The sequence below is a fragment of the Pseudomonas sp. genome (assembly GCF_030698175.1).
Taxonomy (GTDB): Bacteria; Pseudomonadota; Gammaproteobacteria; order Pseudomonadales; family Pseudomonadaceae; genus Aquipseudomonas.
On the sequence record NZ_JAUYNT010000028.1, the window covers coordinates 106,119 to 129,894 of the forward strand.

At 61.6% G+C, this 23,776-nt stretch carries 25 protein-coding genes; 10 read left to right on the forward strand and 15 right to left on the reverse strand.

Translation table 11 applies throughout. From position 1 onward, the window contains the following. The first annotated feature begins 127 nt into the window (after positions 1–127). Positions 128–598 carry an HAD family hydrolase gene (locus tag Q8R10_RS14845; RefSeq protein ID WP_305654618.1) on the forward strand — a complete coding sequence of 157 codons (471 nt, stop codon included), beginning with the start codon at positions 128–130 and terminating at the stop codon, positions 596–598. A gap of 52 nt (positions 599–650) precedes the next feature. Here Q8R10_RS14845 and Q8R10_RS14850 read toward each other — a convergent pair whose 3' ends face one another. After that, complete coding sequence (locus Q8R10_RS14850; RefSeq protein WP_305654619.1) at positions 651–974, reverse strand: DNA-binding protein; 324 nt, start codon at positions 972–974, stop codon at positions 651–653. Between the two features lie 5 nt (positions 975–979). Then, positions 980–1,318 (reverse strand): type II toxin-antitoxin system RelE/ParE family toxin, encoded by a 339-nt coding sequence (locus Q8R10_RS14855; RefSeq protein ID WP_305654620.1) that lies wholly within the window; start codon positions 1,316–1,318, stop codon positions 980–982. Between the two features lie 169 nt (positions 1,319–1,487). Between Q8R10_RS14855 and Q8R10_RS14860 the strand changes: the two genes are divergently transcribed. Continuing rightward, a complete protein-coding gene (locus Q8R10_RS14860) occupies positions 1,488–1,685 on the forward strand; it encodes a PA3496 family putative envelope integrity protein (protein WP_305654621.1) in 198 nt (65 codons plus the stop codon). Here Q8R10_RS14860 and Q8R10_RS14865 read toward each other — a convergent pair. After that, a complete protein-coding gene (locus Q8R10_RS14865; RefSeq protein WP_305654738.1) occupies positions 1,668–2,606 on the reverse strand; it encodes a LysR family transcriptional regulator in 939 nt (312 codons plus the stop codon). The genes Q8R10_RS14860 and Q8R10_RS14865 overlap by 18 nt on opposite strands. A gap of 362 nt (positions 2,607–2,968) precedes the next feature. On the opposite strand from Q8R10_RS14865, the gene Q8R10_RS14870 reads away from it, so the two are divergent. Beyond that, on the forward strand, positions 2,969–4,387 hold the full coding sequence (locus tag Q8R10_RS14870) for an acetyl-CoA carboxylase biotin carboxylase subunit (protein WP_305654622.1): 1,419 nt from the start codon (positions 2,969–2,971) through the stop codon (positions 4,385–4,387). 10 nt (positions 4,388–4,397) lie between these two features. Next, complete coding sequence (gene oadA / locus Q8R10_RS14875; RefSeq protein ID WP_305654623.1) at positions 4,398–6,206, forward strand: sodium-extruding oxaloacetate decarboxylase subunit alpha; 1,809 nt, start codon at positions 4,398–4,400, stop codon at positions 6,204–6,206. Between the two features lie 267 nt (positions 6,207–6,473). On the opposite strand, the gene Q8R10_RS14880 is transcribed toward oadA, so the two are convergent. The 4 genes from Q8R10_RS14880 to Q8R10_RS14895 form a co-directional block, all read right to left on the reverse strand. Further along, complete coding sequence (locus Q8R10_RS14880; protein ID WP_305654624.1) at positions 6,474–7,289, reverse strand: hypothetical protein; 816 nt, start codon at positions 7,287–7,289, stop codon at positions 6,474–6,476. A gap of 342 nt (positions 7,290–7,631) precedes the next feature. Continuing rightward, positions 7,632–8,312 carry a GNAT family N-acetyltransferase gene (locus tag Q8R10_RS14885; protein WP_305654625.1) on the reverse strand — a complete coding sequence of 227 codons (681 nt, stop codon included), beginning with the start codon at positions 8,310–8,312 and terminating at the stop codon, positions 7,632–7,634. Between the two features lie 13 nt (positions 8,313–8,325). Then, complete coding sequence (locus tag Q8R10_RS14890; protein ID WP_305654626.1) at positions 8,326–8,775, reverse strand: GNAT family N-acetyltransferase; 450 nt, start codon at positions 8,773–8,775, stop codon at positions 8,326–8,328. Positions 8,776–8,918: 143 nt separating this feature from the next. Then, complete coding sequence (locus tag Q8R10_RS14895) at positions 8,919–9,551, reverse strand: FMN-binding negative transcriptional regulator (RefSeq protein WP_305654627.1); 633 nt, start codon at positions 9,549–9,551, stop codon at positions 8,919–8,921. A gap of 105 nt (positions 9,552–9,656) precedes the next feature. Between Q8R10_RS14895 and Q8R10_RS14900 the strand changes: the two genes are divergently transcribed. Continuing rightward, positions 9,657–11,123 (forward strand): PLP-dependent aminotransferase family protein, encoded by a 1,467-nt coding sequence (locus Q8R10_RS14900; RefSeq protein ID WP_305654628.1) that lies wholly within the window; start codon positions 9,657–9,659, stop codon positions 11,121–11,123. A gap of 77 nt (positions 11,124–11,200) precedes the next feature. Here the strand turns inward: Q8R10_RS14900 and Q8R10_RS14905 are convergent, their stop codons facing one another. Both Q8R10_RS14905 and aspA read right to left on the reverse strand, forming a co-directional pair. Then, a complete protein-coding gene (locus Q8R10_RS14905) occupies positions 11,201–11,959 on the reverse strand; it encodes an ABC transporter substrate-binding protein (protein ID WP_305654629.1) in 759 nt (252 codons plus the stop codon). 217 nt (positions 11,960–12,176) lie between these two features. Next, positions 12,177–13,601 (reverse strand): aspartate ammonia-lyase, encoded by a 1,425-nt coding sequence (aspA, locus tag Q8R10_RS14910; protein ID WP_305654630.1) that lies wholly within the window; start codon positions 13,599–13,601, stop codon positions 12,177–12,179. A gap of 292 nt (positions 13,602–13,893) precedes the next feature. On the opposite strand from aspA, the gene Q8R10_RS14915 reads away from it, so the two are divergent. Next, positions 13,894–14,802, forward strand: a complete 909-nt coding sequence (locus Q8R10_RS14915) for a LysR substrate-binding domain-containing protein (RefSeq protein WP_305654631.1) — start codon at positions 13,894–13,896, stop codon at positions 14,800–14,802. A gap of 55 nt (positions 14,803–14,857) precedes the next feature. On the opposite strand, the gene Q8R10_RS14920 is transcribed toward Q8R10_RS14915, so the two are convergent. From Q8R10_RS14920 to Q8R10_RS14945, 6 genes are all read right to left on the reverse strand, one after another. Next, the gene (locus tag Q8R10_RS14920; protein WP_305654632.1) at positions 14,858–15,484 is read right to left on the reverse strand and encodes a CHAP domain-containing protein; all 627 of its coding nucleotides are present in this window, start codon (positions 15,482–15,484) and stop codon (positions 14,858–14,860) included. 76 nt (positions 15,485–15,560) lie between these two features. Then, complete coding sequence (locus Q8R10_RS14925; protein WP_305654633.1) at positions 15,561–16,067, reverse strand: hypothetical protein; 507 nt, start codon at positions 16,065–16,067, stop codon at positions 15,561–15,563. Between the two features lie 92 nt (positions 16,068–16,159). Beyond that, entirely contained in the window at positions 16,160–17,191 is a 1,032-nt protein-coding gene (locus Q8R10_RS14930) for a hypothetical protein (protein ID WP_305654634.1), read from the reverse strand. Between the two features lie 12 nt (positions 17,192–17,203). After that, a complete protein-coding gene (locus Q8R10_RS14935; RefSeq protein WP_371133352.1) occupies positions 17,204–17,731 on the reverse strand; it encodes a PAAR domain-containing protein in 528 nt (175 codons plus the stop codon). A gap of 165 nt (positions 17,732–17,896) precedes the next feature. Then, a complete protein-coding gene (adhP, locus tag Q8R10_RS14940; RefSeq protein WP_305654635.1) occupies positions 17,897–18,919 on the reverse strand; it encodes an alcohol dehydrogenase AdhP in 1,023 nt (340 codons plus the stop codon). A gap of 127 nt (positions 18,920–19,046) precedes the next feature. Next, on the reverse strand, positions 19,047–20,420 hold the full coding sequence (locus Q8R10_RS14945) for an aminotransferase class III-fold pyridoxal phosphate-dependent enzyme (RefSeq protein ID WP_305654636.1): 1,374 nt from the start codon (positions 20,418–20,420) through the stop codon (positions 19,047–19,049). 94 nt (positions 20,421–20,514) lie between these two features. Here Q8R10_RS14945 and Q8R10_RS14950 point away from each other — a divergent pair, with 94 nt between their 5' ends. The 4 genes from Q8R10_RS14950 to purE all read left to right on the forward strand — a co-directional run bounded on the left by Q8R10_RS14950 (position 20,515) and on the right by purE (position 23,774). Continuing rightward, the gene (locus Q8R10_RS14950) at positions 20,515–21,402 is read left to right on the forward strand and encodes a LysR family transcriptional regulator (RefSeq protein WP_305654637.1); all 888 of its coding nucleotides are present in this window, start codon (positions 20,515–20,517) and stop codon (positions 21,400–21,402) included. A 69-nt stretch (positions 21,403–21,471) separates the two neighbouring features. Beyond that, positions 21,472–22,332, forward strand: coding sequence for an SPFH domain-containing protein (locus Q8R10_RS14955; RefSeq protein WP_371133354.1), 861 nt, complete (start codon positions 21,472–21,474; stop codon positions 22,330–22,332). A 54-nt stretch (positions 22,333–22,386) separates the two neighbouring features. Continuing rightward, on the forward strand, positions 22,387–23,085 hold the full coding sequence (locus Q8R10_RS14960; RefSeq protein WP_305654639.1) for a DUF3047 domain-containing protein: 699 nt from the start codon (positions 22,387–22,389) through the stop codon (positions 23,083–23,085). Between the two features lie 197 nt (positions 23,086–23,282). After that, positions 23,283–23,774: a 5-(carboxyamino)imidazole ribonucleotide mutase gene (gene purE, locus Q8R10_RS14965; protein WP_305654640.1), complete on the forward strand. Its 492-nt coding sequence runs from the start codon at positions 23,283–23,285 to the stop codon at positions 23,772–23,774. The last annotated feature ends 2 nt before the right edge of the window (positions 23,775–23,776 follow it).

The window sequence follows — 23,776 nt, forward strand, 5'->3', positions numbered from 1 at the left end:
GTCACATCGCGGCGATAAATTTTGCCGCGCGCGCTCTATTCCAAGCGAGTAGCCGTGCTTCAGCCCGGCGCCGTGCAACAGTCGGCGCAGCCTCGCTAATCACATCGCCAAAATTAAGAAGTACAGCATGATCGCAATCGATATTCCGGGCTTACGCCTGTTTGAACTTAACCACCTAGTACTCGACTACAACGGCACCCTGGCGCTGGATGGCGTGCTGTTGCCGGGAGTGGCCGATGCGCTGAGCAGTCTCGCGACCCAGCTGCAGATCCATGTCATTACCGCCGATACCTTTGGCCACGCCAAGGCTCAGTTAGCGGGCGTGCCGGTCGAACTTTCGATTGCCCCGCTGCAGGCGCAGACCGACTGGAAGCGGCAATTTGTCAGTGATCTGGGTGCTGATGGGGTGGTGGCCATTGGCAACGGTCGTAACGACAGCAAGATGCTCGCGGCTGCGGCCCTGGGCATCGCCCTGATCCAGCGCGAGGGTGCGGCGGCAGTCACGGTCGCCAGCGCCGATGTGGTTTGCACCCGTGTTTTCGATGCCTTGGCGCTGTTGCAAAACCCCAAACGGTTAATGGCAACGCTGCGCTCATAAACAGTGTAGGGCGAGCGTTTGCCTGCGCCCGTGCAGCCATAGCCTATCGCCGTTAAGCCGCGCGCACGGCGTGTACCTGAATATCAACGCCTAGGCTGGTGCGGATAACCGCGAAGATGGCGGCCAGGTTGTCCATGCTCGGGTTGCCGCTGACCGACAGCATGCGGTGCAGGCTTTTGCTGGGTTTGGCGGTTTCCTTGGCCAGCCCCTCGAAGCCAATGGTGGCGTTAACCAGGTCGCGCAGAATCACCCGCGCGGTTTCTGGCTCGCCATTCAAGAACAGGGTGGCGGCTTCGTCCAGCAAGGCTTGGGCAAAGGCTGGATCACGCTGGGCGCGCTCGGCCAGGGTGTTTTTGAAGCTGCGAGTGAGTGCCATCTGAGTTACCTCGTGTGCTTTGCCGCGCTCTTGCGGCTTTTGTACTCGGCCAGTAGCGCGGTTGCCTGTTTGATATCGGCTTTCTGACTGGCTTTGGTGCCGCCACCGAACAGGATGATTAGCCGCGTGCCCTCTTGTACCAAGTAGATTCGATAACCTGGCCCCCAGTCGATGCGGTACTCGCCAAGGCCATCGAACCACTTGATGTTGGAGGTATTGCCCATTTCCATGCGCACAATGGCAGTGGCGACTTTGGCGGCGGCTTGGGCGTCCAGCGCGGCAAACCAGCGCTCGAAAGGGCTGCTGTGATCGGCGCGCAGATACTCTTCAACGGTTATCGTCATGATCGAATAGTAACTAATAGGTTACTTCTATGCAATAACAATACGGGTTGCCCTGCGCTCCTGCATTCCGCGCATCCCGCTTTCACCCAATCTTCACCCGCCTGCCGCTAAACCGTCATCTTGCTCGCCGATCCTACTGCTCCCCGCATCTCGTCTTGGGAGTTAGGACATGACTCGTATCGTTGATGACGCATCGCACAGCCCCGCCCGTAAACGCCGTGATCTGGAAGATCGCAAGCGCATGGAATATCGACGGGCGATTGAGGATTTCTCCGAGCGGCGCCGCTTGAATTACGAAATCCATGACTACCCCGAATTGGCGGTGGCTAATGCGATGGTCGGTTTGGTCTTACACCGGCACGGCTAGGCTGCCGTTAAAGCCTACGGCGAGGGCGCTGATCTGGGTGCGCTCGCTGCGGATAAAGGCCTGGAACGCCTGCGCCACCGGTGACAGGCGTTTGCCGCGGGCGTGCACCACGCACCAACTGCGGTACAGCGGTAATTCCTCAATCGGCAGTTCGCACAGGCGACCGCTGGCCAGCTCCTGGCAGACGCTATGGCGTGGCAACAAGGCCAGGCCCAACCCCGCCACCACGCATTCGCGTACGCCCTCCAGGGACGACACTTCCAAGGTCTGGGCGAAGTGCGCGCGCTTTTGCTGGAAGAATTCTTCGCAGGCTTTGCGGGTGCCCGAGCCGGGTTCACGCACCAGCAGTGGATAGGCTTCGAGGTCTTTGAGGGTCAGCGGGCCAGCGCTACACAGCGGGTGGTCGGGCGGCGCCACGGCGATGATCGGATAGTTTAAAAAAGGTAAAAACTCCAGCGCCATGTCTTGTGGCACCAGCGACATAATCACCAAATCATCACGGTTTTCACCGAGGCGTTTGATCACCTGGGCGCGGTTGACTACCGTCAGTTGCAGGCTGACATCCGGCTGCTGCTGTTTAAAGGCGGCAAACAAATGCGGCACGAAATACTTGGCGCTGGACTCCACCGCCAGGTGTAACTGACCGCGCAGCGAGCCCTGTAAATCGGTGAGCTGCATGTCGAGGTTTTCCAGGCGCTGGAAAATATCGCCACTGGCACGCCGCAAGGCTTCGGCGGCCTCGGTCAGGTAGAGCTTTTTGCCGACGTACTCAAATAATGGCTGACCAATCAGCCCTTCCAGCTGGCGGATTTGCAAACTAACAGCCGGTTGGGTCAGGGCCATCTCTTCGGCGGCGCGGCTGTAGGAGCGCTGGTCGCAGACCGCGCGAAATACCTGGATCTGGCGTAAGGTCATACGCATCAATGACTTGCGCATAAGTAGTGGCCTCGGTTGATGGCTGGAGCAGGTTCGTGCAGGCGGTTCCGTGAAGCAACTATAAGTTTTAGCTGATGGCTAGCCCAACAATTATTAATTTGGGTTAATCCGCTCTGGCGACTAGGGTGGTTAAGCGATTGGGCCTCAGGCCGTGTGAAAACGTAGCGAGCGAAGGTTAGGCAAGGCAAAAACAGGCGAGGACGCGGAGTTTACGAGTTGTAAATGAGCAGTCCGAGCCTGTTTTTAACGCGGCATAACCGAGCGCAGTAGTTTTCTCACGGCCTGTGCGCCCGCTCAGATGCCGACCGCTGCGAGGGTTGGCCGGTTCATTGCCGAGGAACACTCGTGTGATTAAAAAAATCCTGATCGCCAACCGTGGCGAAATTGCAGTGCGCATTGTGCGTGCCTGCGCCGAGATGGGCATCCGTTCGGTGGCGGTGTATTCCGACGCCGACCGCCATGCCCTGCATGTGAAGCGCGCCGACGAGGCCCACTGCCTCGGTGCCGAGCCGTTGGCCGGCTATTTGAACCCGCGCAAGTTGGTCAATCTGGCGGTGGAAACCGGCTGCGATGCCCTGCACCCCGGTTACGGCTTCTTGTCTGAGAACGCCGAGCTGGCGGATATCTGCGTCGAACGCGGGATCAAGTTTATCGGCCCCTGCGCCGAGGTGATTCGCCGCATGGGCGACAAAACCGAAGCGCGGCGCAGCATGATCAAGGCCGGCGTGCCGGTCACGCCGGGCACCGAGGGCAATGTGGCGGACATGGCCGAGGCGCTGCGCGAAGGTGATCGCATCGGTTACCCGGTGATGCTCAAGGCCACCAACGGTGGCGGCGGCCGTGGCATTCGCCGCTGCAACAGCCGCGAAGAGCTGGAGCAGGCCTACCCACGGGTAATCTCCGAGGCGACCAAGGCCTTTGGCCGCGCCGAGGTGTTTCTGGAAAAATGCATCGTCAATCCCAAACACATCGAGGCGCAGATCCTCGGTGACAGCTTCGGCAACGTGGTGCATCTGTTTGAGCGCGACTGCTCGATCCAGCGGCGCAATCAGAAGCTGATCGAGATCGCCCCCAGCCCGCAGCTGACTCCCGAGCAACGCGCCTATATCGGTGACCTAGCGGTGCGCGCGGCCAAGGCTGTGGGTTACGAGAACGCCGGCACCGTGGAGTTTTTGCTCGCCGAAGGTGGTGAGCTGTACTTTATGGAGATGAACACCCGGGTGCAGGTGGAGCACACCATCAGCGAAGAAATCACCGGCATCGACATCGTCCGCGAGCAGATCCGCATCGCCTCCGGCCTGCCCTTGTCGATGCAGCAGGAAGACATCCAGTACCGGGGGTTTGCCCTGCAGTTTCGGATTAACGCCGAAGACCCGAAGAACAATTTTCTGCCCTCCTTCGGCAAGATCACCCGCTACTACGCCCCCGGCGGTCCCGGCGTGCGCACCGACACGGCGATCTACACCGGCTACACCATCCCGCCCTATTACGACTCCATGTGCTTAAAACTGGTGGTCTGGGCGCTGACCTGGGAAGAGGCGCTGGACCGCGGCCTGCGGGCGCTGGACGACATGCGCGTGCAAGGGGTGAAAACCACCGCCGCCTATTACCAGGAAATTCTGCGTAACCCGGAGTTTCGCAGTGGCCAGTTCAATACCAGCTTCGTTGAGTCGCACCCGGAGCTGACCGAGTACTCGATCAAGCGCAACCCATCGCACCTGGCCCTGGCGATTGCCACGGCTATCGCCGCCCACGCCGGCTTGTGAGGAGCTGAATATGTCTAAGAAGGTCTTTGTTACTGACACCATCCTGCGCGACGCCCATCAGTCGCTGATCGCCACCCGCATGCGCACCGAAGACATGCTGCCGATCTGCCCCAAGCTCGATCAAGTCGGCTACTGGTCGCTGGAAGTCTGGGGCGGCGCCACCTTCGATGCCTGCGTGCGCTTCTTGAAGGAAGATCCCTGGGAGCGTCTGCGCCAGCTCAAAGCTGCGCTGCCCAACACCCGTCTGCAAATGCTCCTGCGCGGGCAGAATCTGCTCGGTTATCGGCACTACAGCGATGACGTGGTGCGCGCCTTCGTGGCCAAGGCGGCGGCGAATGGCATCGACGTATTCCGTATCTTCGACGCCATGAACGATGTGCGTAACCTGCGCGTCTCCATCGAGGCGGTGAAAGCCGCCGGCAAGCACGCCCAGGGTACCCTCTGCTACACCACCAGCCCGGTGCACACGATCAAGGCTTTCGTCGAGCAAGCCAAGCAGATGGAAGCTCTGGGTTGCGACTCGGTGGCGATCAAGGACATGGCCGGTTTGCTCACCCCCTATGTGACCGGCGAGCTGGTCAAGGCCTTGAAGGCCGAACAGTCGCTGCCGATTTTTATTCATAGCCATGACACCGCAGGCTTGGCCGCGATGTGCCAACTCAAGGCCATCGAAAACGGCGCCAGCCATATCGATACCGCGATTTCCAGCTTCGCCTGGGGCACCAGCCACGCCGGCACCGAGTCGATGGTCGCCGCCCTGCGCGGCACTCCTTACGACAGCGGCCTGAACCTGGAGCTGCTGCAAGAGATCGGCCTGTATTTTTATGCCGTGCGCAAAAAGTACCATCAGTTCGAAAGCGAGTTCACCGCGGTGGATACCCGCGTGCAGGTCAATCAGGTGCCGGGCGGGATGATGTCCAACCTGGCCAATCAGCTCAAAGAGCAAGGCGCCTTGAGCCGGATCAACGAAGTGTTTGCCGAGATCCCCAAGGTGCGTGAAGACCTCGGCTTCCCGCCGCTGGTGACCCCGACCTCGCAGATTGTCGGCAGTCAGGCGGTGTTCAACGTGCTGGCCGGCGAGCGCTACAAGACCATCACCAACGAAGTGAAGTTGTACCTGCAAGGTCGTTACGGCAAGGCGCCGGGGGTGGTCAGTGAGACCCTGCGCAAGCAGGCGATTGGCAACGAGGAAGTGATTGAGGTGCGCCCAGCCGACTTGATCAAGCCAGAAATGGCCAAGCTGCGGGCCGAGATCGGCGCGTTGGCGAAATCCGAAGAAGACGTGCTGACCTATGCGATGTTCCCCGACATCGGCCGCAAGTTTCTCGAGGAGCGTGCCGCCGGCACCCTCAAGCCGGAAGCGCTGCTGCCGACCCCTGAGTTTGGCGGCCTGTGTCCGGTGCCGGGCGAGGGTGTGCCGACCGAATTTATCATCGACGTACACGGCGAAACCTATAGGGTCGACATCACCGGTGTGGGGGTTAAGACCGACGGCAAGCGGCACTTCTACCTGTCCCTGGATGGCATGCCGGAAGAGGTGGTGTTCGAGCCCCTTAACCAGTTCGTCAGCGGCGCCAGCAACAAGCGCAAACAAGCCAGCGGGCCGGGGGATGTCAGCACCAGCATGCCGGGCAATATAGTCGACGTGTTGGTCAAGGAAGGCGATGTGGTCAAAGTCGGCCAGGCGCTGCTGATCACCGAAGCGATGAAGATGGAAACCGAGGTGCAGGCACCGATCGCCGGCACGGTGAAAACCATCCACATCGGCAAAGGTGATCGGGTCACACCGGGCGAAGTGCTGATCGAGATCGAAGCCTAAGGGGTAAGAAAGCGCCGCCGGCTTTTGTTCGGCGGTGTTACGGCCCATACGCGCAGGGTAGACCAGAGCGTAGGGCGGACTCAGGAGCGCAGCGAACAGTCCGCCAAGCAGTAACCCCCCCCGGCAGCGCCCGTCCGGCGGTTCGGTCACGGCAATCCGCCGCAACCTGTCCCTGTCAATGCAGTGATGCAGTGGCGTGCTGCCTGCGGCGAGTACGCCCTACGCGAGTGCACCCACGAGTACGCCCTAGCCTGTTCCGGCTAGCCCTTACCAAGCCCAGATCACGAAGGTGAACAGCTTATGCCCGCGGCCCAGGTCGCGGGCATAGACCTCGGTGCGCCCGCCGTGGCGTGAGCGCAGCAACTGGCCCCATTCGCGCTGCGAGTTGAGGTCAACCCCTTGCAGACCCGGCGCCGCCTGCGCGCCGGCCGGGCTGGCAGCCAGGCTGGTGAAGGCATCGAGATGGCTGTAGATCAGCGCCAGCTGCTCATAGTCATGCTGGTTAGGGTGCTGGTTGGGCACGGGATCATTGGAATAATCCATGCATGTACCCAGGTTGGCATTGTTGAAGTCTTCGTCCTGATGATCGAGGCCGAGGGCGTGGCCGACTTCCTGGCACAGCACCAGATTGCGCCAGGCCGGGGTGTTATAGCTGGTGGTGTTGAAGTAGTTGTCGTTCATTTTGACCACGCCCTGGGTGATGTGACTGCCACTCGCCCAGATTTGCGCGATCCCCAGCCAGCCGTTCCAGCCATAGTTGGCATTGCAGGCCTCGACCCGGCCGCTGCTCGGCCGACATACCTTGGGCCTAGTGCTGCCGGCGACTATCAGGGTATTAAGGACATCGGTGGTGGCCGGCACGGTGACGAGGGGCGTGCTCCAGTCGCTCGAAGTGGTGGCCAAATAGGGCTTCCAGGCGCTGGAAAGATTGTCGCCGAGCTTGAGGCTGAAGGGATTTGCTGTGCGCGCCCAGTGGTAGTTACCCCAGGAGTGCGCGGCCTGTGCGCTCACTGGCAGCAGACAGAGCATGGCGCTTAACGCCACGGCCATTACGCGCGGCAGACATTGCAAGGACAGGAACATGCGACACCTCCAACCAGCGGCACTCCCTGGCCGGGCGGATGACCCGGCACCCATTTTGAGTTTAATCGGTGCTGGCGGGGCTGTCAGATTGGGGCGCTGCGGCGCCGCTGATGGTCGGCGGCATAACAAGTTGGGGCGATAGCCGCGCAGGTTATGAAAACCGCGATGATCGACGGCTTTATCCTGACGCGGTCTAAGTCGAGGAACCTTTATTGCTAGCTTGCCTGCGTATAAGCACCCGCTGCGATAACGCCGCAGATGCTAGAAACAACTCGGTTTAACTAAAACCCTGTTGTCGTTATACCTGCGCGTTGTGCGGATAAGGAAAACCACTCGCTGATTTTAGCCCGCGTGCAGCGCCGTCAGGCTCTGTCGTTGCTGGCCCTGGGCATCAAAGTTTTCCGCTGCTAGCCACAGTTCAAAGGTGCGCTGCCTGGCCGGCCATTCGTGGTCGAGCAGCGAGAACCAGGCGGTGTCGCGGTTGCGACCTTTGCGCACCAAGTGTTGGCGAAAAACACCTTCGTGACTGAAACCGAAACGTTCGGCGGCGCGCCTGGAGCGCAGGTTGAGGTTGTCGCACTTCCATTCCAGGCGGCGGTTGCCGAGCTCAAAGGCGTAGCGGGCCAGCAGGTAAATCGTCTCGGTGGCCTGCACGCTGCGCTGCAGGGCGTGGCCAAAACAGACGTGGCCGATCTCGATGCTGCCGTGCTGCGGCGCCAGGCTCAGGTAACTGAGCAGGCCCAGCGCCTTGCCGCTGGCGCGATCAAGCACCGTGTAGAACAGCGGATCGTTGTGCGCCGCATGGCTGGCCAGCCAGCGATCAAATTCCGCGCGTTCGGCGAATGGGCCATAGCCCAGGTACTGCCACATTTGCGGGTCGGCTTCGGGGCCTTGCAAGGCCGGCCAGAGATCATCGCCATGGCGGGTTGGGTCGAGCTGCTCCAGGCGCACATAGTGGCCGACCAGGGTTGCTGCCGAGGGCGATTGCGCCGGTTGCCAGTTGTGTAGCGTGCTGTTGCTCATAGACCTACTCCGGTTAGCCAAATAAGTGCCGGTATTGGATAAAACCCGAGCGCTCGGCGATGCGTTCATACAATAGCCGCGCCTGGGCATTGTCTTCCTGAGTCAGCCAGTGCACCCGCGAGCAGCCGGCGGCTTGCGCATGGGCGTAGACGTATTCGATCAGCTGGCGGCCCACACCGGCGCCGCGCAGACCATCGCTAACGAATAAATCCTGCAGGTAGCAGTAGTCGCCGCTGGTCCAGCAGGAACGGTGGAAAATCCCGTGCACCAAACCCACCGCCACCTCGTCTTGCCAGGCCAGAGCGGCAAACATCGGCTCGGGCGGGTCGAGGAAGCGCTGCCAGGTCAGGGCGCTGGTGGCCGGCTCAATGTCGGCCCGATAGAAGCGTTGATAGCCCTGCCAGAGTGGCAGCCAGGCAGCGTGGTCGGCGGCGCTGATGGGACGTATTTGCAGGTTGGGCATGGGCTTTTCTCGGTGGGGTGACGGTGGACTTGGAGGGGCTTTAGCCGCGATGCTGTTTGACCCAATCGCGGGCAGCAACCGTTCCATACGGCTCGCCGCATTTCCCACATCCTTGTGGGTCCTAAAGCTCTTTCTAGAAAATGTCAGCGCATGGTCTTTATCTGTTGCGCCAGTTCTTGTGCCCCGGCATCCGGGCTGGCGCTGAGGGCTTGCTGCACCCCGGCGCGGTCGGCAGTGTTGCGATTTTGGCTGAGTTTCCACTGCCCCTCTAACCGTTGAATCGGCAAGCTGAAGCCAACAATGGCCTGCAGCATTTTGTCGATGTATGCGTGCGGCGCATCGGCAATCGCCCATGGCTGCGGTTGCGGGCTTTCGTGTTGTGCAGTCAGTCGGCCGAGCAACTGCAGCAGGCGCTCGGCATCGTCGAATACCTCGGCCTGGCCGTAGGCGTGCACGCTCTGGTAATCCCAGGTCGGCACCGCCTTGCCGTGCTCGGCCTTAGTTGGGTACCAGCTTGGGCTGATATAGCCCTCGGCGCCGGTAAAGATCGCCAACACTTCAGCCCCGGCAGCCAGCTCGCGCCACTGCGGATTGGCGCGGGCGCAATGGCCGTACAGGGTGCCATATGCGCCCTCATCCGCCGCTAGCCACAAAGGTAAATGATTGGCCTGCAAACCCTCGCCGCCATGGCTGATCAAGGTCGCCAGCGGTTGTTGGTGGATCAGTCCATGCAACTGGGCAAGGTCGTGTTGTTGAAAGGCGGCGGGAATATACATGGCTGGTACTCGGTGGCGGATGTGAGCATGCTAGGCAAAATATTGGTCTGTTATAAGATCCATTATTGGTCAGTTTAATAGGGCCAATTTATCCGAGTGCATGCCATGTCCACGCCGCCACCCTTGTCTTTCGATTGTTCCGGTATTCAGCTCGATCGCCAGCAGGGGCTGGCGCGGCAGTTGTACCAGGCGCTGCGCGAGCGGATTCTCGACGGGCGCTTGCAGGGCGATACGCGCTTGCCCGCCAGCCGCGAATTGGCCGAGTTGCTGGGGGTCTCGCGCAACACCGTCGGCCGGGCGTTTGATCAGCTGTATGCCGAGGGATATGTGCTCACGCGGGTCGGCGATGGCACCTATGTCGCCGAGCTGGCGGCCAGGGCGCGACCGCCGGCGCCGCTGGTCAGCAGCCCGGCAACCAGTGCGGCCTTGCAACGGGTGCGGGCGCAGCAACTGCGGGTGCCGGCGGAGGGGGCACCACGGGCGTTTCGGGTCGGGGTGCCGGCCTTTGATCTGTTTCCGTTTGAGACCTGGGCGCGGCTGCAGGCGCGCTTCTGGCGCAAGCCATCGCCGGCGTGCCTGGGCTATGGCGATCCGGCAGGGGATGCGCAGTTGCGTGAGCTGGTGGCGGCCTATTTGCGCAACAGTCGCGGCCTGCACTGCGATCCGGCGCAGATCGTCATCACCTGTGGCGCCCAGCAGGCCATCAGCCTGTGCGCGCAATTGCTGGTGGACCCTGGCGACCGGGTGGCGGTCGAGAACCCCGGCTACCGCGCCGCCGGCCATGCCTTTGCAGTGGCAGGCGCCGAACTGTGCGGGGTGCCGGTGGATGGCGACGGGCTGGTCACTGCTGCCTTGGCGCAACTGCCCGATTGCCGCCTGGTCTACCTGACCCCGTCGCACCAGTACCCGACCGGCGTGACCCTCTCCTTGGCGCGGCGACTGGAGTTGCTGGAGTGGGCCGAGCGTAGCGACGGCTGGATAGTCGAGGACGATTACGATGGCGAATATCGCTACAGCGGCACGCCCTTGGCGCCGCTCGCCGCGCTGGATCGTCAGGGCCGGGTGATCTATGTCGGCACCTTCTGCAAAATTGCCTTCCCGGCCCTGCGCCTGGGTTATCTGGTGTTGCCGGCCAAGCTGGCGCCGTTGTTTGCCCAACGCCGCGCGCTGGACATGCGCAATTCGGAGATCGGCACCCAGGTGGTGATGGCCGAATTTATCGCCGGCGGGCATTTCCAACGGCATATCCGCCGCATGCGCAGCGCCGCCCGCAGTCGCCGCGATGCCTTGTTACGCGATTGGCCGCAAAACATTCCCGGCTGTGCACCGCTGCCGGCGGTGGATGCCGGCCTGCACCTGTGCGTGCGGGTCGCGAGCCTGCAGCGCGAGACGCAGCTGATCGCCGCTGCCGCATCTGTGGGGGTGGAGATCAATGCCTTGAGTGGCTATTGGCTGGACGCTACGGCGGGCTCCGCGGATCAGCGCGCCGGGCTGGTGCTGGGTTTCGCCGCAGTGCCCGAGGCGCAGATTGCCGAGGCATTACGCGCGTTGCGCCAGGCTTGGGTGGATTGACCGGCGGCTGTCAGCGAGGCCTTTGAGCCCGACTTCAACGCGGCATGGCCGACGCGCAGCAGATCATGAACAGGTTCTTAGCAGAGCTCGGGGTTCTTGCTGCAGCTGCCGTAACCCTCGCTTTTCATCTGATCCAGGGCTCTTTGCAGGCGCTCGACCACCTCGTCGGGGGTGTCCTTGTGCAGCGCCAGATAGAGTTGGGCAGAGTCGAAACTCAGCACGGTTTCCAGCCCGGTCACGCCTTCCTGCTTGGCGTAATAACGCCAGACCGGGTTCGAGGTGGCCCACAGGTCGATCGTGCCGTTGAGCAGTTTGCGGATGTTTTCCTGGTCGCGCAGGGCGTTGGCCGGGGCCAGCCCTCGGCTTTCCAATAGCTGGCTGACCGCGGCGTTCTTGTAGGCGCCGATTTTATAAGTCTTGGCCTGCTCCAGGCTGCTGAGCTGGATGCCCTTGCCCGGTGCGGCGAGCAGCACGCTCTCATACTGGGCAATCGGGCCGACCCACTTGAACAACGGCTTGCGTTCGGCGGTCAGGGTGGTGGAGAACAGCCCGTGATTGGGCTCCTCCAGGGTCTGGCGGTAAATGCGGTCCCAGGGGAAGCGCAGGGTCAGGTTGTAGGCAATGCCGGCGCGTTTGAACATCTCGCGCACGGTGGTGGCACTGATGCCCTGGATGTTCTCGTCGTGGGCGAAGTTCTTGTCGCCCTGCGCCATATTGAACGGCGGGAAATTTTCGGTCTGCAGGATCACCTGGTAGTTCTCGGGCAGCTCGGCGTGGGCCGTGGCCGCACCCAGAACAAGGCCGAACAGCAGGGTGGCTCTGAGCAATTTACGCATACTGACCGTTCCTCGAAACACTGGATGTTCTTGCTGGCGAGCAGCCGGGTTGCTGCTCCAGCAGGTATAAAAAAGGAGATGAGGGTGGGCCTCATCTCCTAAAGGGCGAGGGGGAGTGACCCCCTCAGCCTGGTGAGCGTGTTCTGTGCTAGAGCCGGTATCTGGACGGCGGTCCGGGTTGGGCAATTGCGGCGGTAGTGCGCAGAGCGGGTTTAACTTAAGCCTTCAGCGGCACCAAGCGCGGGGCGATCATGTTTTCCGGACGCAGGATGTCGGCCAGCAGGGCTTCGTCGAGCAGCTGCTCTTCGCGCACCAGTTCCAGCACGCCACGGCCACTGTCCAGAGCCAGTTTGGCGATGCGCGTGGCATTCTCGTAGCCGATGTAAGGGTTCAGGGCAGTGACCAGGCCAATCGACTGCTCGACCAGGCGGCGGCAATGTTCTTCGTTGGCGGTGATGCCGTCGATGCAGTGCTCGCGCAGCATGTCCATGGCCCGTTGCAGCAGGCGGATCGAGTCGAGAATCTTGTAGGCGATCAGCGGCTCCATCACGTTGAGTTGCAGCTGACCGGCTTCGGCGGCGAGGGTCAGGGCCAGGTCGTTGCCGATCACTTCGAAGGCTACTTGGTTGACCGCTTCCGGGATCACCGGGTTGACCTTGCCGGGCATGATCGAGCTGCCCGGCTGACGCGCCGGCAGGTTGATCTCGTTGATGCCGGTGCGCGGGCCGCTGGAGAGCAGGCGCAGGTCGTTACAGATCTTCGACAGCTTGACCGCGGTGCGCTTGAGCATGCCGGAGAACAGCACGAAGGCGCCCATGTCCGAAGTGGCTTCGATCAGGTCGGCGGCGGCCACTACGGGGTGACCACTGATGATTGCCAAGCGCGCCACGGCCAGGTGCTGGTAGCCGGGGTCGGCGTTGATGCCGGTGCCAATCGCGGTGCCGCCCAGATTCACTTCGGTCAGTAGCAAGGGCGCCAGACGTTTGAGGTGCTGCAGGTCTTCGCCCAGCGTCGTGGCAAAGGCGCGAAACTCCTGACCGAGGGTCATAGGTACGGCGTCTTGCAGCTGGGTGCGGCCCATCTTCAGCACATGGCTGAACTCCAGGCTCTTAGTGGTGAAGGACTGGATCAATTTATCCAGGGCGGTCAGCAGCGTCTCGTGCCCGAGCAGCAGGCCGACGCGGATCGCGGTCGGGTAGGCGTCGTTGGTCGACTGCGCCATGTTCACATCGTTGTTCGGGTGCAGGTGCTGGTACTCGCCTTTCTCGAAGCCCATGGCTTCCAGGGCAATATTGGCGATCACTTCGTTGGCGTTCATATTGGTCGAGGTGCCGGCGCCGCCCTGGATCATGTCGACCACAAACTGCTCATGGAACTCGCCCTGAATGATGCGTGCGCAGGCGGTGCTGATCGCCGTGTGCTTGGCGGCAGACAGATGGCCCAGCTCGCGGTTGGCATCGGCGGCGGCCTGCTTGACCATGGCCAGGGCGATCACCAATTTGGGGTAATGCGCCAGCGGCACGCCCGACAGTCGAAAATTCTGCACGGCGCGCAGGGTCTGGATGCCGTAATAGGCCTCGGAAGGAACCTCAAGGCTGCCGAGCAGGTCTTTTTCGATGCGCGATGATGCAAGGGATGACATGATCTGTATGGCTCTTTGGCTGTACGGCATATGCCGCGATGCCAATAGATTAGGGCTTTAGCCTCAGTCGCGGCCAATGCCGTTAGTTGCTGTGGTATGCGTAATCGGCATAATGTGGCTGTGACTCGTATTCTTGTCGAATCGTATGAGATATCAAACGACCCCGACACTGGTGCGACGCGGTCGATCACCTGGTGGGTTACGCGCCGCACCACAAGCGCATGTGGGATATAGGCCGGTGTACGGCGTCGCTAACCCACCCTACGTATTGTGCAAATCATCAGGAGCAGCGATGAATCTGGAAACCAAATGGCTGGATGATTTCGTGGCGCTGGCTGCCTGCCGCAGTTTCTCGCGGGCGGCGGAAAAACGCTTCGTCACTCAGCCGGCGTTTAGTCGGCGGATTCAAAGCCTGGAGGCGGCGCTGGGGCTGACCTTGGTCAACCGGACGGTCACCCCCATCGAGCTGACTGAGGCCGGGTTGTTGTTCCTCAGCACCGCGCGCAACCTCACCGAGCAGCTCGGCGAAGTGGTCCGCCATCTGCACAATATCGAAGGCCAGCAGGGCGAGGTGCTGCAAATCGCCGCCGCCCACTCGCTGACCCTGGGGTTTTTCCCGGCCTGGATGGCGCGCTTGCGCCGCGAAGGCCTGCCGCTGAATACCCGGCTGGTGGCCAGCAACGTCGGCGAGGCGGTGCATGCGTTGCGCGAAGGCGCCTGCGATCTGATCCTCGCCTACTACGACCCGGACGCGGCGCTGCAACTGGCGCCCGAGCTGTTTCCCTCGCTGCATTTAGGCGAAACCTCGATGCTGCCGGTCTGCGCCGTGGATGCCCAAGGCTTGCCGTTGTTCGATCTGGATGGCGGCCAGAGCGTGCCCTTGCTGGCCTACAGTGCCGGGGCATTTCTCGGTCGTTCGGTGAATATCTTGCTGCGTCAGCGAGCGTTGCGCTCGACCACTGTGTATGAAACGGCGATGGCCGACAGCCTGAAAAGCATGGCCCTACAAGGCCTCGGCGTGGCCTGGGTGCCACGCCTGAGCGTGACCGCCGAACTGGCGCGCGGTGAGCTGCTGGTCTGCGGCGGTGAACACTGGCAAGTGCCGCTGGAGATCCGCCTGTACCGCAGCGCCCTGCAACGCAAGGCGGCGGTACGCTTGCTGTGGCGCAAGCTGGAGGCGGGGGTTGGCGTTGAAGGTTAGGCGTTGGTTCGCGGTACGGCGCTTCACCAAGCTTGGGATGCCTTCCCAGGCATCATTATTCGCTGGGCAGGCTTTCGGCTGGCTGCAGCCTAAGCCAGCCAAGCACTCGCGGATGCTCGATAAACCAGCGCCCCTCTCGCTGCACAAGCGGCAAATGCTCCCTCGAGCTGCCATAGGGGCCTGGATTTTGCTGGGCTATTTCAATCGAAGCGGCATCAATACGGGCAATAATTGCAACGTGACCGTAGCGGTTAAACAGCCATGGACCGAACACCAGCAAGTCATCCGGCTGCGGTTGTTCGGCGCTGCCGTTGGTAAATTGTCGCATCGCCCGTTTGCTATTCAATTCACTGTCGGCGAGTAGTGAGTCGAAGAAGTCTTTGGCATGGCCGAAGGTGTCGGGCATACGGTGATCGTAGCGCTCGAAGTAATAGCGTTTGACGAACTCTACGCATTGATAACGCATGCCCAGGTTGTAACCGTCGCTGGACAGGTTGCGACCTCGAGTCGTATTTACGCCGCCGTTGTAGTAAATGACGACGCCATTCAGTTCATCGAGCGGATCGCCAACCACATGCTGATCGTTGGGGTTGATACGCGTGACGGCCGCATGGAGTACCAGCGTTATTAACGGCAGCAGCAGTGCGCAGGCAGCCACCAGGATGAGTCGGTGTTTGTTCATAGCGAGGGTTTTATCAGCTGTCGAAGTGAGCAACTGACGGAGCTTGTTGTTAGGCTCCGCCAAGGTGCAATTGGAGCTAGCGCGCCTTGCGCTCGGCCTCGTCGATTTCGGTAAAGACTTTGCGATACTCGGCTTGAGCGGCATAGTCGCCGATCACTTCTTTGACCGAGCCACCGGACAAGTCCTCGCCACTCTGGGCATCGCGCGAAAAGCTGATCACAAAGCGCCGGCCGTGCAGTGGCAGGAAGAGGTTGTAGTAGTCCCTAGGTTTATTTGGCTCGGCGAAGGCGCTGTAGGTGTAACGAATGCGCTTGCTCAGATCCGGTGGGTTGAGCAAAAACGCCTGGATATCTGTGCCTGCCAGATGGCTGTAATCGAACGCCCCCGCTGTAACGTAGGGCAGATCGTCTAACTGCTCGTGGGTAAAGCTCATCGGCTTGTTGCGCAGCATGGTCACATTGCTGGCCTCGCCGTTTTCTGCAATGTAGCGGTGCTTGTACATACCACTGGCAAACCACTGGCTGGCATCGAACATCTCTTCGATTTCAACGCCGCCGTAATACATCATGATTTTCTTCGGCATCGCGCTTTCCTTGGCATTGAGATAAACCCCTGCGGTAGCCATGACCGCAATCAGGGCAAGGATCCATAAAGATGTATGCAGGCGTAAGCGCCTCATAGCGGTTTGTATTCCAGCAAGGTTGCTGGCACGCCAGTGGGTGAGTCACCGGCGCGCACGGGGCGAACCGCACCCTCCCCATCGAGCGGATAGCCGATCAGTTGAGCGCTTTCATCACGGCTAGTGGCGTGCCGTACTATGAGTTCATCCTCCGCGCTGGCAGTTTTACGCGGTGGCAATGGGGCTGACTCGTTGGGCAGCTGGGCGCTAACGTCCTTACTCGCCTGCCGGTGAGCGGTTAGGCGCTGCTGGTATTCGTTGAGCCGGCGCCTGTAACTCTTCATCGCCTGCGCATCGGTTTTGATCTTGTCTCTGGCGCTTTCGAGTCCGGCCCGGTCATGTGCATTGCCATAAGTCTGGTCGTAATTACTGCGCCGAGGAAAAGCCCATACCGAGGCCTGGGTAGTGTTGGCCATCAGCTGCGCCAGGCTTTTTTCGTAGTGTGGATCTTCGTCATCATTGATGTGCAGGTCGGCGTGAATACCCAGGCCAGTGCGGCAGGCGTAGGAGTAGATCTTGGCGCCGAGATCAAAAACCTCGGGCTTGAGCATCTGGGCTTGGGCATCGCGTAAACGGTAACTGTCGGCCTTCTCCAACTCATAACCGAACTCGATGGCACCCACCAAGCCATGGGCAAAGACGTCGAGCTGTTTTATCTCGCGCTTTTTAGCGATACGCAGATTGATAAAGTCGAGCAGGTGGGCGATGGAGTCTAACTCCCGGTACTTGGCGCCGTAACGGCTTTCGACTAGATCCTTTACCGCATCAAGCAGTTTGCGTTCGTAGTCCTCGGTAAAAATCAGGAAAATTCGCTGGGTGGAGTCGTTAGCGGTTGCCGGCGGGTACAGGCGTATTTGCCGGATGCCCTGATTGATAAAACGCAGTTTGTTGCCTTGCTGCCCGCGCAGTTTTTCCATGAGGCTCATAGGCGAGGCACCGACTAGGGTGATGAAGTCTTGCTGCCGCGCAATGGGTATCTGGGTGATGGCGTGCTGATTACTGGTTTTTCCCTGATGTGGGGCGGTCATGGCGTCCATTCCTTAGAAGCTGATGCCTTGTTTCTTGAGGTGGTTGGCTGCATCTCGGCCCCAGCGTACGACCACCGACTGTGGCTGATCGGTGAATACCCGTTCGGTGTTGCCGTGGCCATTGGTGTAACCAATAAAGCGCTGGCCATCGCCGCACTCCACACAGTAGAGCGCGGCCTCTACTGGCTGGCCGCCATTTTCGTCGATGAGTTGGTACTGTTCGCTATGGCTGGGCAGTATCTGCGGTGGCGTAAAAGGCGCACTGCCCGATTGTGTGCCGACCAGCACATCGCCCGAGCCGGTAATGATGATACCGCCGTGGGCCGTGGCGCTGCCTTGGAAGGCAATCGGCTTGCCGTTGACCAAGATGCTGCCGATGCCCTCGGTGACAGTATCGCCACAGGCAGTACTGTCACCGACCCTCAGGGTGGGCAGGTTATTAATCAGCACATCGGGCGAGCCGCTGATGGTCGGGTTGGTGCCATGGCCGGGAAGCGGGCAGGCATTTAAGTCACTAAGGCGGGCGGCTGGTTTGGCCATGGGTAACGTCCTTGTTTCGTTGGGAGTGGCATTCTAGTGGGCGGTGGGTATTTTCTGCGCGGCTCAGTTCTCCTTTGTGCGGTTGAGGCGGATGGGCTGTATTGCCGAATACAGCCTTTTCTTGCTGCGAGGCGAAGAGCGGACACAGTCAACGTTAGTCGCCGCCTACATCTCCAGCACCACCCGCCCCTCGATCTGCCCGCCGCGCAGCTGGTCGAGGATCTGGTTGATGTTTTCCAGCTTGCCCGTGTGAATGGTCGCCTTGACCAGGCCTTCGGCGGCGAAGTCCAGCGCCTCCTGCAGGTCGGCGCGGGTGCCGACGATGGAGCCGCTGATGCTGATGGCTTTCAGCACCACGTCGAAGATCGGTGTCGGGAAGTCGCCTGGTGGCAGGCCGACCAACGCGACTGTGCCGTGCCGCCGGGCCATGCCGATGGCTTGGCTGAAGGCGCTGGTGGATACGGCGGTGACCAATACGCCGTGGGCGCCGCCGATTTCGCGCTGAATCACCTCGACCGGATTTTGCTGTTTCGCATTGATGCACAGGCTGGCACCGAGGCTGCGGGCCAGCTCCAGCTTGCTGTCGTCCACGTCGATGGCCGCCACGTGCAGGCCCATGGCGCGGGCGTATTGCACCGCCACATGGCCGAGCCCGCCGATGCCGCTGATCGCCACCCACTGGCCGGGACGCGCGCCGGTGACTTTCAAGCCTTTGTAGACGGTGACGCCGGCGCAGAGGATCGGCGCGATTTCGGCAAAGCCGATGTTCTTTGGCAGGATGCCGACGTAATTGGGATCGGCCAGTACGTATTCGGCGTAGGCGCCGTTGACCGAATAACCGGTGTTTTGCTGGCTCTCGCAGAGGGTTTCCCAACCGGTCAGGCAGTGTTCGCAGCAGCCACAGGCGCTGTACAGCCAGGGCACGCCGACCCGGTCGCCCTCTTTCACCCGAGTTACGCCGCTGCCGACGGCGGCCACATAACCGACCCCTTCGTGACCGGGAATAAACGGCAGCGGCGGTTTGACCGGCCAGTCGCCGTCGGCGGCGTGCAGATCGGTGTGGCAGACGCCACTGGCTTCGATCTTGACCAGAATCTGCCCGGGGCCGGGCAGCGGCACTGTGACTTCTTCAAGCCGTAGTGGCTGGCCGTAAGCGTGGACGACAGCGGCTTGCATAGTCTGCTGCATGAGTGTTCTCCCTGCGTTAGCGAACTCAAAAAATGAACCTTGAGTCTGGCCCGCGTGGGCGGCGTTGCATTGAGCCAGGGCAAGGTTGTGCGCTTTTCCCCTCGCCCGCAGACCAGCGGTCGGTGGCTTACACCGGCAGGCCAAACAGCTCGGTAAGAAACCCGCGGGCCACGCCGAGGTAGGCGTCGATATCCGCCTCGCTATGGGCGAAGGAGACCTGCGGGCCGGCCGACAGGATGCCGTCCCAGATGCCACGGTTGGCCATGTACAGCCGCCGGCAATCGATAAACTCGACGTCCATCGACCGCTGCGCCTCGGCGCCATTGACCGGCAGTGCGGCGCTCAGGCAGTAGCCGCTGCGCGGGCCGAGTTGAAAGGCCTGCCAAGGCAGTTGCTGGGCATTGAAGATGGCTTGCAGGCCGTCGGCCAAGCGCTGGCCGAGTTGTTCGATGCGTTGGAAGTTGGCCTGCGTCAGCACCTGTTCCAAGCTGGCCCGCGCCGCCGTCACGGCCAGCGCCGAGGCATACAAGGTGCCGCCAGTCGCCAAACCGACCGGGCCAATGTCGCTGTCGGTAAAGCGCTCCAGGTGCCGGGCAATGGCGTCGCTCATGCCATACAGGGCAAAGGCGATGCCTGACCCCAAACCTTTGCCGAGCACCACAAAGTCCGCCTCCAGCTGCCACGCCGCAGTCAGGCCGCCGTAGGCAAACTGGAAGGTGTGGGCTTCATCTAGGCACAACAATGTGCCGTATTGCTGGGTTAAGCGGCGCACGCCCTGGAGGAACTCGGCCTGTGGTTGCACCAGCGTGCAGTTGGTCAGCGCCGGCTCGGTCAGCACCAGCGCCACGTCGTTGTGGGCCAGCGCCTGCTCGAGGGCGGGCAAATCGTTGAACGGCAGAATCAGCGTCTGCGCCGCGCTGTTTTTTGGCAGGCCCAGTTGCTCTGGGGTCACCCCGTGCTCGCCCAAGGTGGCTAGGGTTTCGTCGATATGCCCGTGGTAGTGGCCGTCGAACACGATGATTTTCTCTCGCCCGGTAAGGTGCCGGGCGATACGGATCACCTCGGTGTTGGCGCCCGAGGCCGACAGGGTGAACTGCCAGCACGGCAGGCCGACGCGCTCGGCCAGCAGTTTGGCGACCGCGATGGCATCGGCAGTCGGCAGCAAGAACTGCGCACCTGCCCGCACTTGGCGGCTGACGGCTTCGACAATCGGCCCAGGGCCATAACCCATGGTCATGCTCAGGTCGGCGACGTTGAAGTCGAGATAATGATTGCCGTCCACATCGGTAAAGCCACAGCCTTCGGCGTGCTGAATAAACGGCGGGCTAAAGCGATTGAGCGAGACCATCCAGGCCATTGGCACGCCTTGCGGCATATAGGCCCGGGCCTCTTCACGCAGGGCCTGCGAGGCTTGGGTGCGGGCGCTGAAACTGGCGTCTTCGCGCGCGCGCAGTTGCGCCAAGCGTTGGCGGTCAAAACTGAAGGCGGGTGCAGCGGTCATGGGGGAAACTCCGGAGCCTGATAATCTGTGCACTTTAGTCAGCCACAAGGCGGGCGGGAACGTCCGGCGGTGCAGAGCGGTTATGCAGAAAACCATGGATGCCACGATTGACTGGGATATCTATCGCTATTTTCTCGCGGTATTGGACAGCGGCAGCTTGTCGGCGGCGGCGCGCCAGCTGCTCAGCACCCAGTCCACCGTCAGCCGACAAATCGCCCGGCTGGAGCGGCAACTCGGCGTTAGCCTGTTTACCCGCTCGCCTGAGGGTTTGTTACCCACCGCCGCCGCGTTAGGTTTGCGCGAGCCGGCGCAGGCCATGGCCAATGCGGTGGCCGCGCTGCAACGTGGCGTGCAAGACAGCAGCGAGCACAGCGTGCTGCGCATCACCGTGCCCGAGGTGGTCGGTGTCGAGGTACTCACCCCGCTGCTGGCGCGCTACCAGCAGGCGCACCCCGGCGTGCAGTTACAGCTGTCGATTGCCGAGCACAATGAGGACCTGTTGCGCCGTGAGGCCGACCTTGCGGTGCGCATGGCGGCGCCGCAACAAGCGGCGTTATTGGCTCAGCGTTTGGGCAGCAGTCAGGTCAGCTTGTATGCGCACCGCGACTACCTTGAGCGCCACGGCATGCCGCAAACCCGCACCGAGTTAGCCGCGCACCGGTTGATCGGCTACGACCGCCATCTGGCGCTGCACGCGCATTGGCAGGCGCAGGGTTTCCCGTTGCCAGCGCAGGCCTTGGCGTTTCGCTCGGATTGCGCCATGGCGCGGCTGGCCGCCTTGCGCGCCGGTTTAGGCATAGGGCTATGCCATGCCGCCTTGGCCCAGCGCGAGCCGCAATTGCTGGCCTTGCCGGCCGCGCTATTTGCGTTTGAGTTAGAGGTTTGGGTGGTGATGCACGAAGACCAGCGCCAGCACCCGGAACTCAAGCGGCTGTTCGATTATCTGGCCGAGCAATTGCCGCAGAGTTTGCAGTTGCGCTAGGTCGCAATCTGTCAGCGACCGCTGCGTTATGCTGACGCTTAACGTTAAAACCACAAAAGGATGTGCGCGGTGAATCAACAATTTAATCTGAAATCCATCTTCGGCATCGGCGTGCTGTTGGCGGTGCTGGTGACGCTGATGGGCTCTTGGTACACGGTGGATGAAACCGAGCGCGGCGTGCTGCTGCGCAACGGCGCGATTGTGAAGGTGGTGGAGCCGGGGCTGTCGTTCAAGATTCCCTTTATCGAGACGGTAAAATTTATCTCGGTGCAGAGTAATGCCACCACCTATCAGGGCTTGCAGGCCTACAGCAAAGACCAGCAAACCGCCACGCTGAACGTCTCGGTGTCCTGGCATGTGCTGCCGGCCGAGGTCGACAAGGTCTATATGCAGTACCAGGACCTGGACGGCTTGGTTTCGCGCTTGATCAGCCGGCAAGTGCCGACCCAGGTGGAGAATGTCTTCGGTCAATACAACGCAGTCAGCGCGGTGCAGAACCGCGGCAAGTTCGTTAATGACGTGACCAAGGCGATCAAAGAAGCCATCGCCGGGCCGGTGGTGATTGACGGCGTGCAAATCGAAAACATCGATTTTTCCGACGACTACGAGCGCTCAATTGCCCTGCGCATGAAGGCCGAAGTGGAAGTTAAAACCCGCGAACAGATGCTCGCCACCGAGCAAGTGGAAGCGCAGATCGTGGTCACCCGCGCCCAAGCCGAGGCCGACTCACGGGTCGCCCAGGCCAAGGCCGATGCCGAAGCCACGCGCCTGCGCGGGGATGCTGAAGCCGATGCGATCAAGGCCAAGACCCTGGCCCTGAGCAGCAATCCGGCACTGATCGAGTTGACCAAGGCTGAGCGTTGGGACGGCAAATTGCCGACCACCATGCTGCCCAATGGCACCCTGCCGTTTATTGAAGTGGGCAAGTAACTGCGCGCCAGTCGGTGGTTTGCGTCGCTCGGCCTGTGCAGTTGCGCCGCGCTAGTGCACGCGGCGGCGGTCGATGTCGGGCGCTTCCCTTCCGGCCCGACCACGCCACCGGCGCCTTGGCAGTTGCTGCGTTTCGACCCGCAGATCGCGCCGACGCAATTTCGCCTGCGCGAGTGGGACGGTGTGGTCGCGCTGGAGGCCAGTGCCGATGCCAGCATGGCCTTGCTGGCGCGGCCGTTGGCGGTTGAGCTGAGCCGCACGCCGATCTTGTGCTGGCGCTGGCGGATCGATGCGCCGCTGCGTAATGCCGATATGGCGACCAAGGCCGGCGATGATTATGCCGCGCGGGTGTATTTGACCTTTAGCCTGCCCGCCACCGAACTGAGTCTGCTCACCCGCGCCAAGCTGGCGTTGGCTCGTAGCCTGTATGGCCCACAGGTGCCGGATGCGGCGCTGAATTATGTCTGGGATAACCGCTATCCCGTCGGCACCCGGCGGCCTAACGCCTACACCGAGCGGGCGCAGATGTGGGTGCTGCGCAGCGGTGCGGCGGCGGCCGGTGGCTGGGTCAGCGAGCGCCGCGACGTGCTGGCCGATACCCAGCAGACCTTCGGCACCCAGCAGGTGCAGGCCAGTTTGCTGGCGGTGGGCAGCGATACTGACAACACGGGCGAGCAGGCCCATGCCGGCTTTGCCGACTTGCATTTTGTCCCGCGCAACCAGCCTTGCGTGTTTGCTCCGCCGCAGCGCTAACGCGCCGGCCAGAGCCTTGACGCGGCCACGGCTGACGGGCGGTTATCCCAGAGGCGCGCCGGGCGCGGCTTTTCGGTATACTTCGCGACCTTCGCCAGGCTGCTAGCGCTGGTTTGATCTGTACATAACAAGCCACGCCCTCTGCGTGGCTTGTTGGTTTTTGTCGCGCCAGCCGGCGCACCGCATGAGGCAAGACGATGAGTGCATTGGTTGGCGTGATCATGGGTTCCAAGTCGGATTGGAGCACTCTCAGCCATACCGCGCAGATGCTCGACCAGCTCGGCATTGCGTATGAAGTCAAGGTGGTGTCGGCCCATCGCACCCCAGACTTGCTCTTTCAGTACGCTGAAGAAGCCGAAGCCCGTGGCCTGCAAGTGATTATCGCGGGCGCCGGTGGCGCCGCGCATTTACCGGGTATGTGTGCGGCCAAGACCCACTTGCCGGTGCTCGGCGTGCCGGTACAGTCGGCGGTGTTGTCGGGCGTCGACTCCTTGCTGTCGATCGTGCAGATGCCGGCCGGGATTCCGGTTGCCACCCTGGCCATCGGCAAAGCCGGCGCGGTCAATGCGGCGCTGTTGGCGGCCAGTATTCTCGGTCTGCAACACCCGCAGTTCCACGTCGCGCTGAAGAAGTTCCGCCAGGAACAGACCGACGCGGTGCTGGAAAACTTCGATCCGCGCGAGGCTTAAAG

Bases quoted from the DNA above. Each gene is read 5' to 3' on its own strand.
- Q8R10_RS14845 (WP_305654618.1), top strand. From the start codon at position 128: ATGATCGCAATCGATATTCCGGGCTTACGCCTGTTTGAACTTAACCAC.
- Q8R10_RS14850 (WP_305654619.1), bottom strand. From the start codon at position 974: ATGGCACTCACTCGCAGCTTCAAAAACACCCTGGCCGAGCGCGCCCAG.
- Q8R10_RS14855 (WP_305654620.1), bottom strand. From the start codon at position 1,318: ATGACGATAACCGTTGAAGAGTATCTGCGCGCCGATCACAGCAGCCCT.
- Q8R10_RS14860 (WP_305654621.1), top strand. From the start codon at position 1,488: ATGACTCGTATCGTTGATGACGCATCGCACAGCCCCGCCCGTAAACGC.
- Q8R10_RS14865 (WP_305654738.1), bottom strand. From the start codon at position 2,606: ATGCGTATGACCTTACGCCAGATCCAGGTATTTCGCGCGGTCTGCGAC.
- oadA (WP_305654623.1), top strand. From the start codon at position 4,398: ATGTCTAAGAAGGTCTTTGTTACTGACACCATCCTGCGCGACGCCCAT.
- Q8R10_RS14880 (WP_305654624.1), bottom strand. From the start codon at position 7,289: ATGTTCCTGTCCTTGCAATGTCTGCCGCGCGTAATGGCCGTGGCGTTA.
- Q8R10_RS14885 (WP_305654625.1), bottom strand. From the start codon at position 8,312: ATGAGCAACAGCACGCTACACAACTGGCAACCGGCGCAATCGCCCTCG.
- Q8R10_RS14890 (WP_305654626.1), bottom strand. From the start codon at position 8,775: ATGCCCAACCTGCAAATACGTCCCATCAGCGCCGCCGACCACGCTGCC.
- Q8R10_RS14895 (WP_305654627.1), bottom strand. From the start codon at position 9,551: ATGTATATTCCCGCCGCCTTTCAACAACACGACCTTGCCCAGTTGCAT.
- Q8R10_RS14900 (WP_305654628.1), top strand. From the start codon at position 9,657: ATGTCCACGCCGCCACCCTTGTCTTTCGATTGTTCCGGTATTCAGCTC.
- Q8R10_RS14905 (WP_305654629.1), bottom strand. From the start codon at position 11,959: ATGCGTAAATTGCTCAGAGCCACCCTGCTGTTCGGCCTTGTTCTGGGT.
- aspA (WP_305654630.1), bottom strand. From the start codon at position 13,601: ATGTCATCCCTTGCATCATCGCGCATCGAAAAAGACCTGCTCGGCAGC.
- Q8R10_RS14915 (WP_305654631.1), top strand. From the start codon at position 13,894: ATGAATCTGGAAACCAAATGGCTGGATGATTTCGTGGCGCTGGCTGCC.
- Q8R10_RS14920 (WP_305654632.1), bottom strand. From the start codon at position 15,484: ATGAACAAACACCGACTCATCCTGGTGGCTGCCTGCGCACTGCTGCTG.
- Q8R10_RS14925 (WP_305654633.1), bottom strand. From the start codon at position 16,067: ATGCCGAAGAAAATCATGATGTATTACGGCGGCGTTGAAATCGAAGAG.
- Q8R10_RS14930 (WP_305654634.1), bottom strand. From the start codon at position 17,191: ATGACCGCCCCACATCAGGGAAAAACCAGTAATCAGCACGCCATCACC.
- Q8R10_RS14935 (WP_371133352.1), bottom strand. From the start codon at position 17,731: ATGGCCAAACCAGCCGCCCGCCTTAGTGACTTAAATGCCTGCCCGCTT.
- adhP (WP_305654635.1), bottom strand. From the start codon at position 18,919: ATGCAGCAGACTATGCAAGCCGCTGTCGTCCACGCTTACGGCCAGCCA.
- Q8R10_RS14945 (WP_305654636.1), bottom strand. From the start codon at position 20,420: ATGACCGCTGCACCCGCCTTCAGTTTTGACCGCCAACGCTTGGCGCAA.
- Q8R10_RS14950 (WP_305654637.1), top strand. From the start codon at position 20,515: ATGGATGCCACGATTGACTGGGATATCTATCGCTATTTTCTCGCGGTA.
- purE (WP_305654640.1), top strand. From the start codon at position 23,283: ATGAGTGCATTGGTTGGCGTGATCATGGGTTCCAAGTCGGATTGGAGC.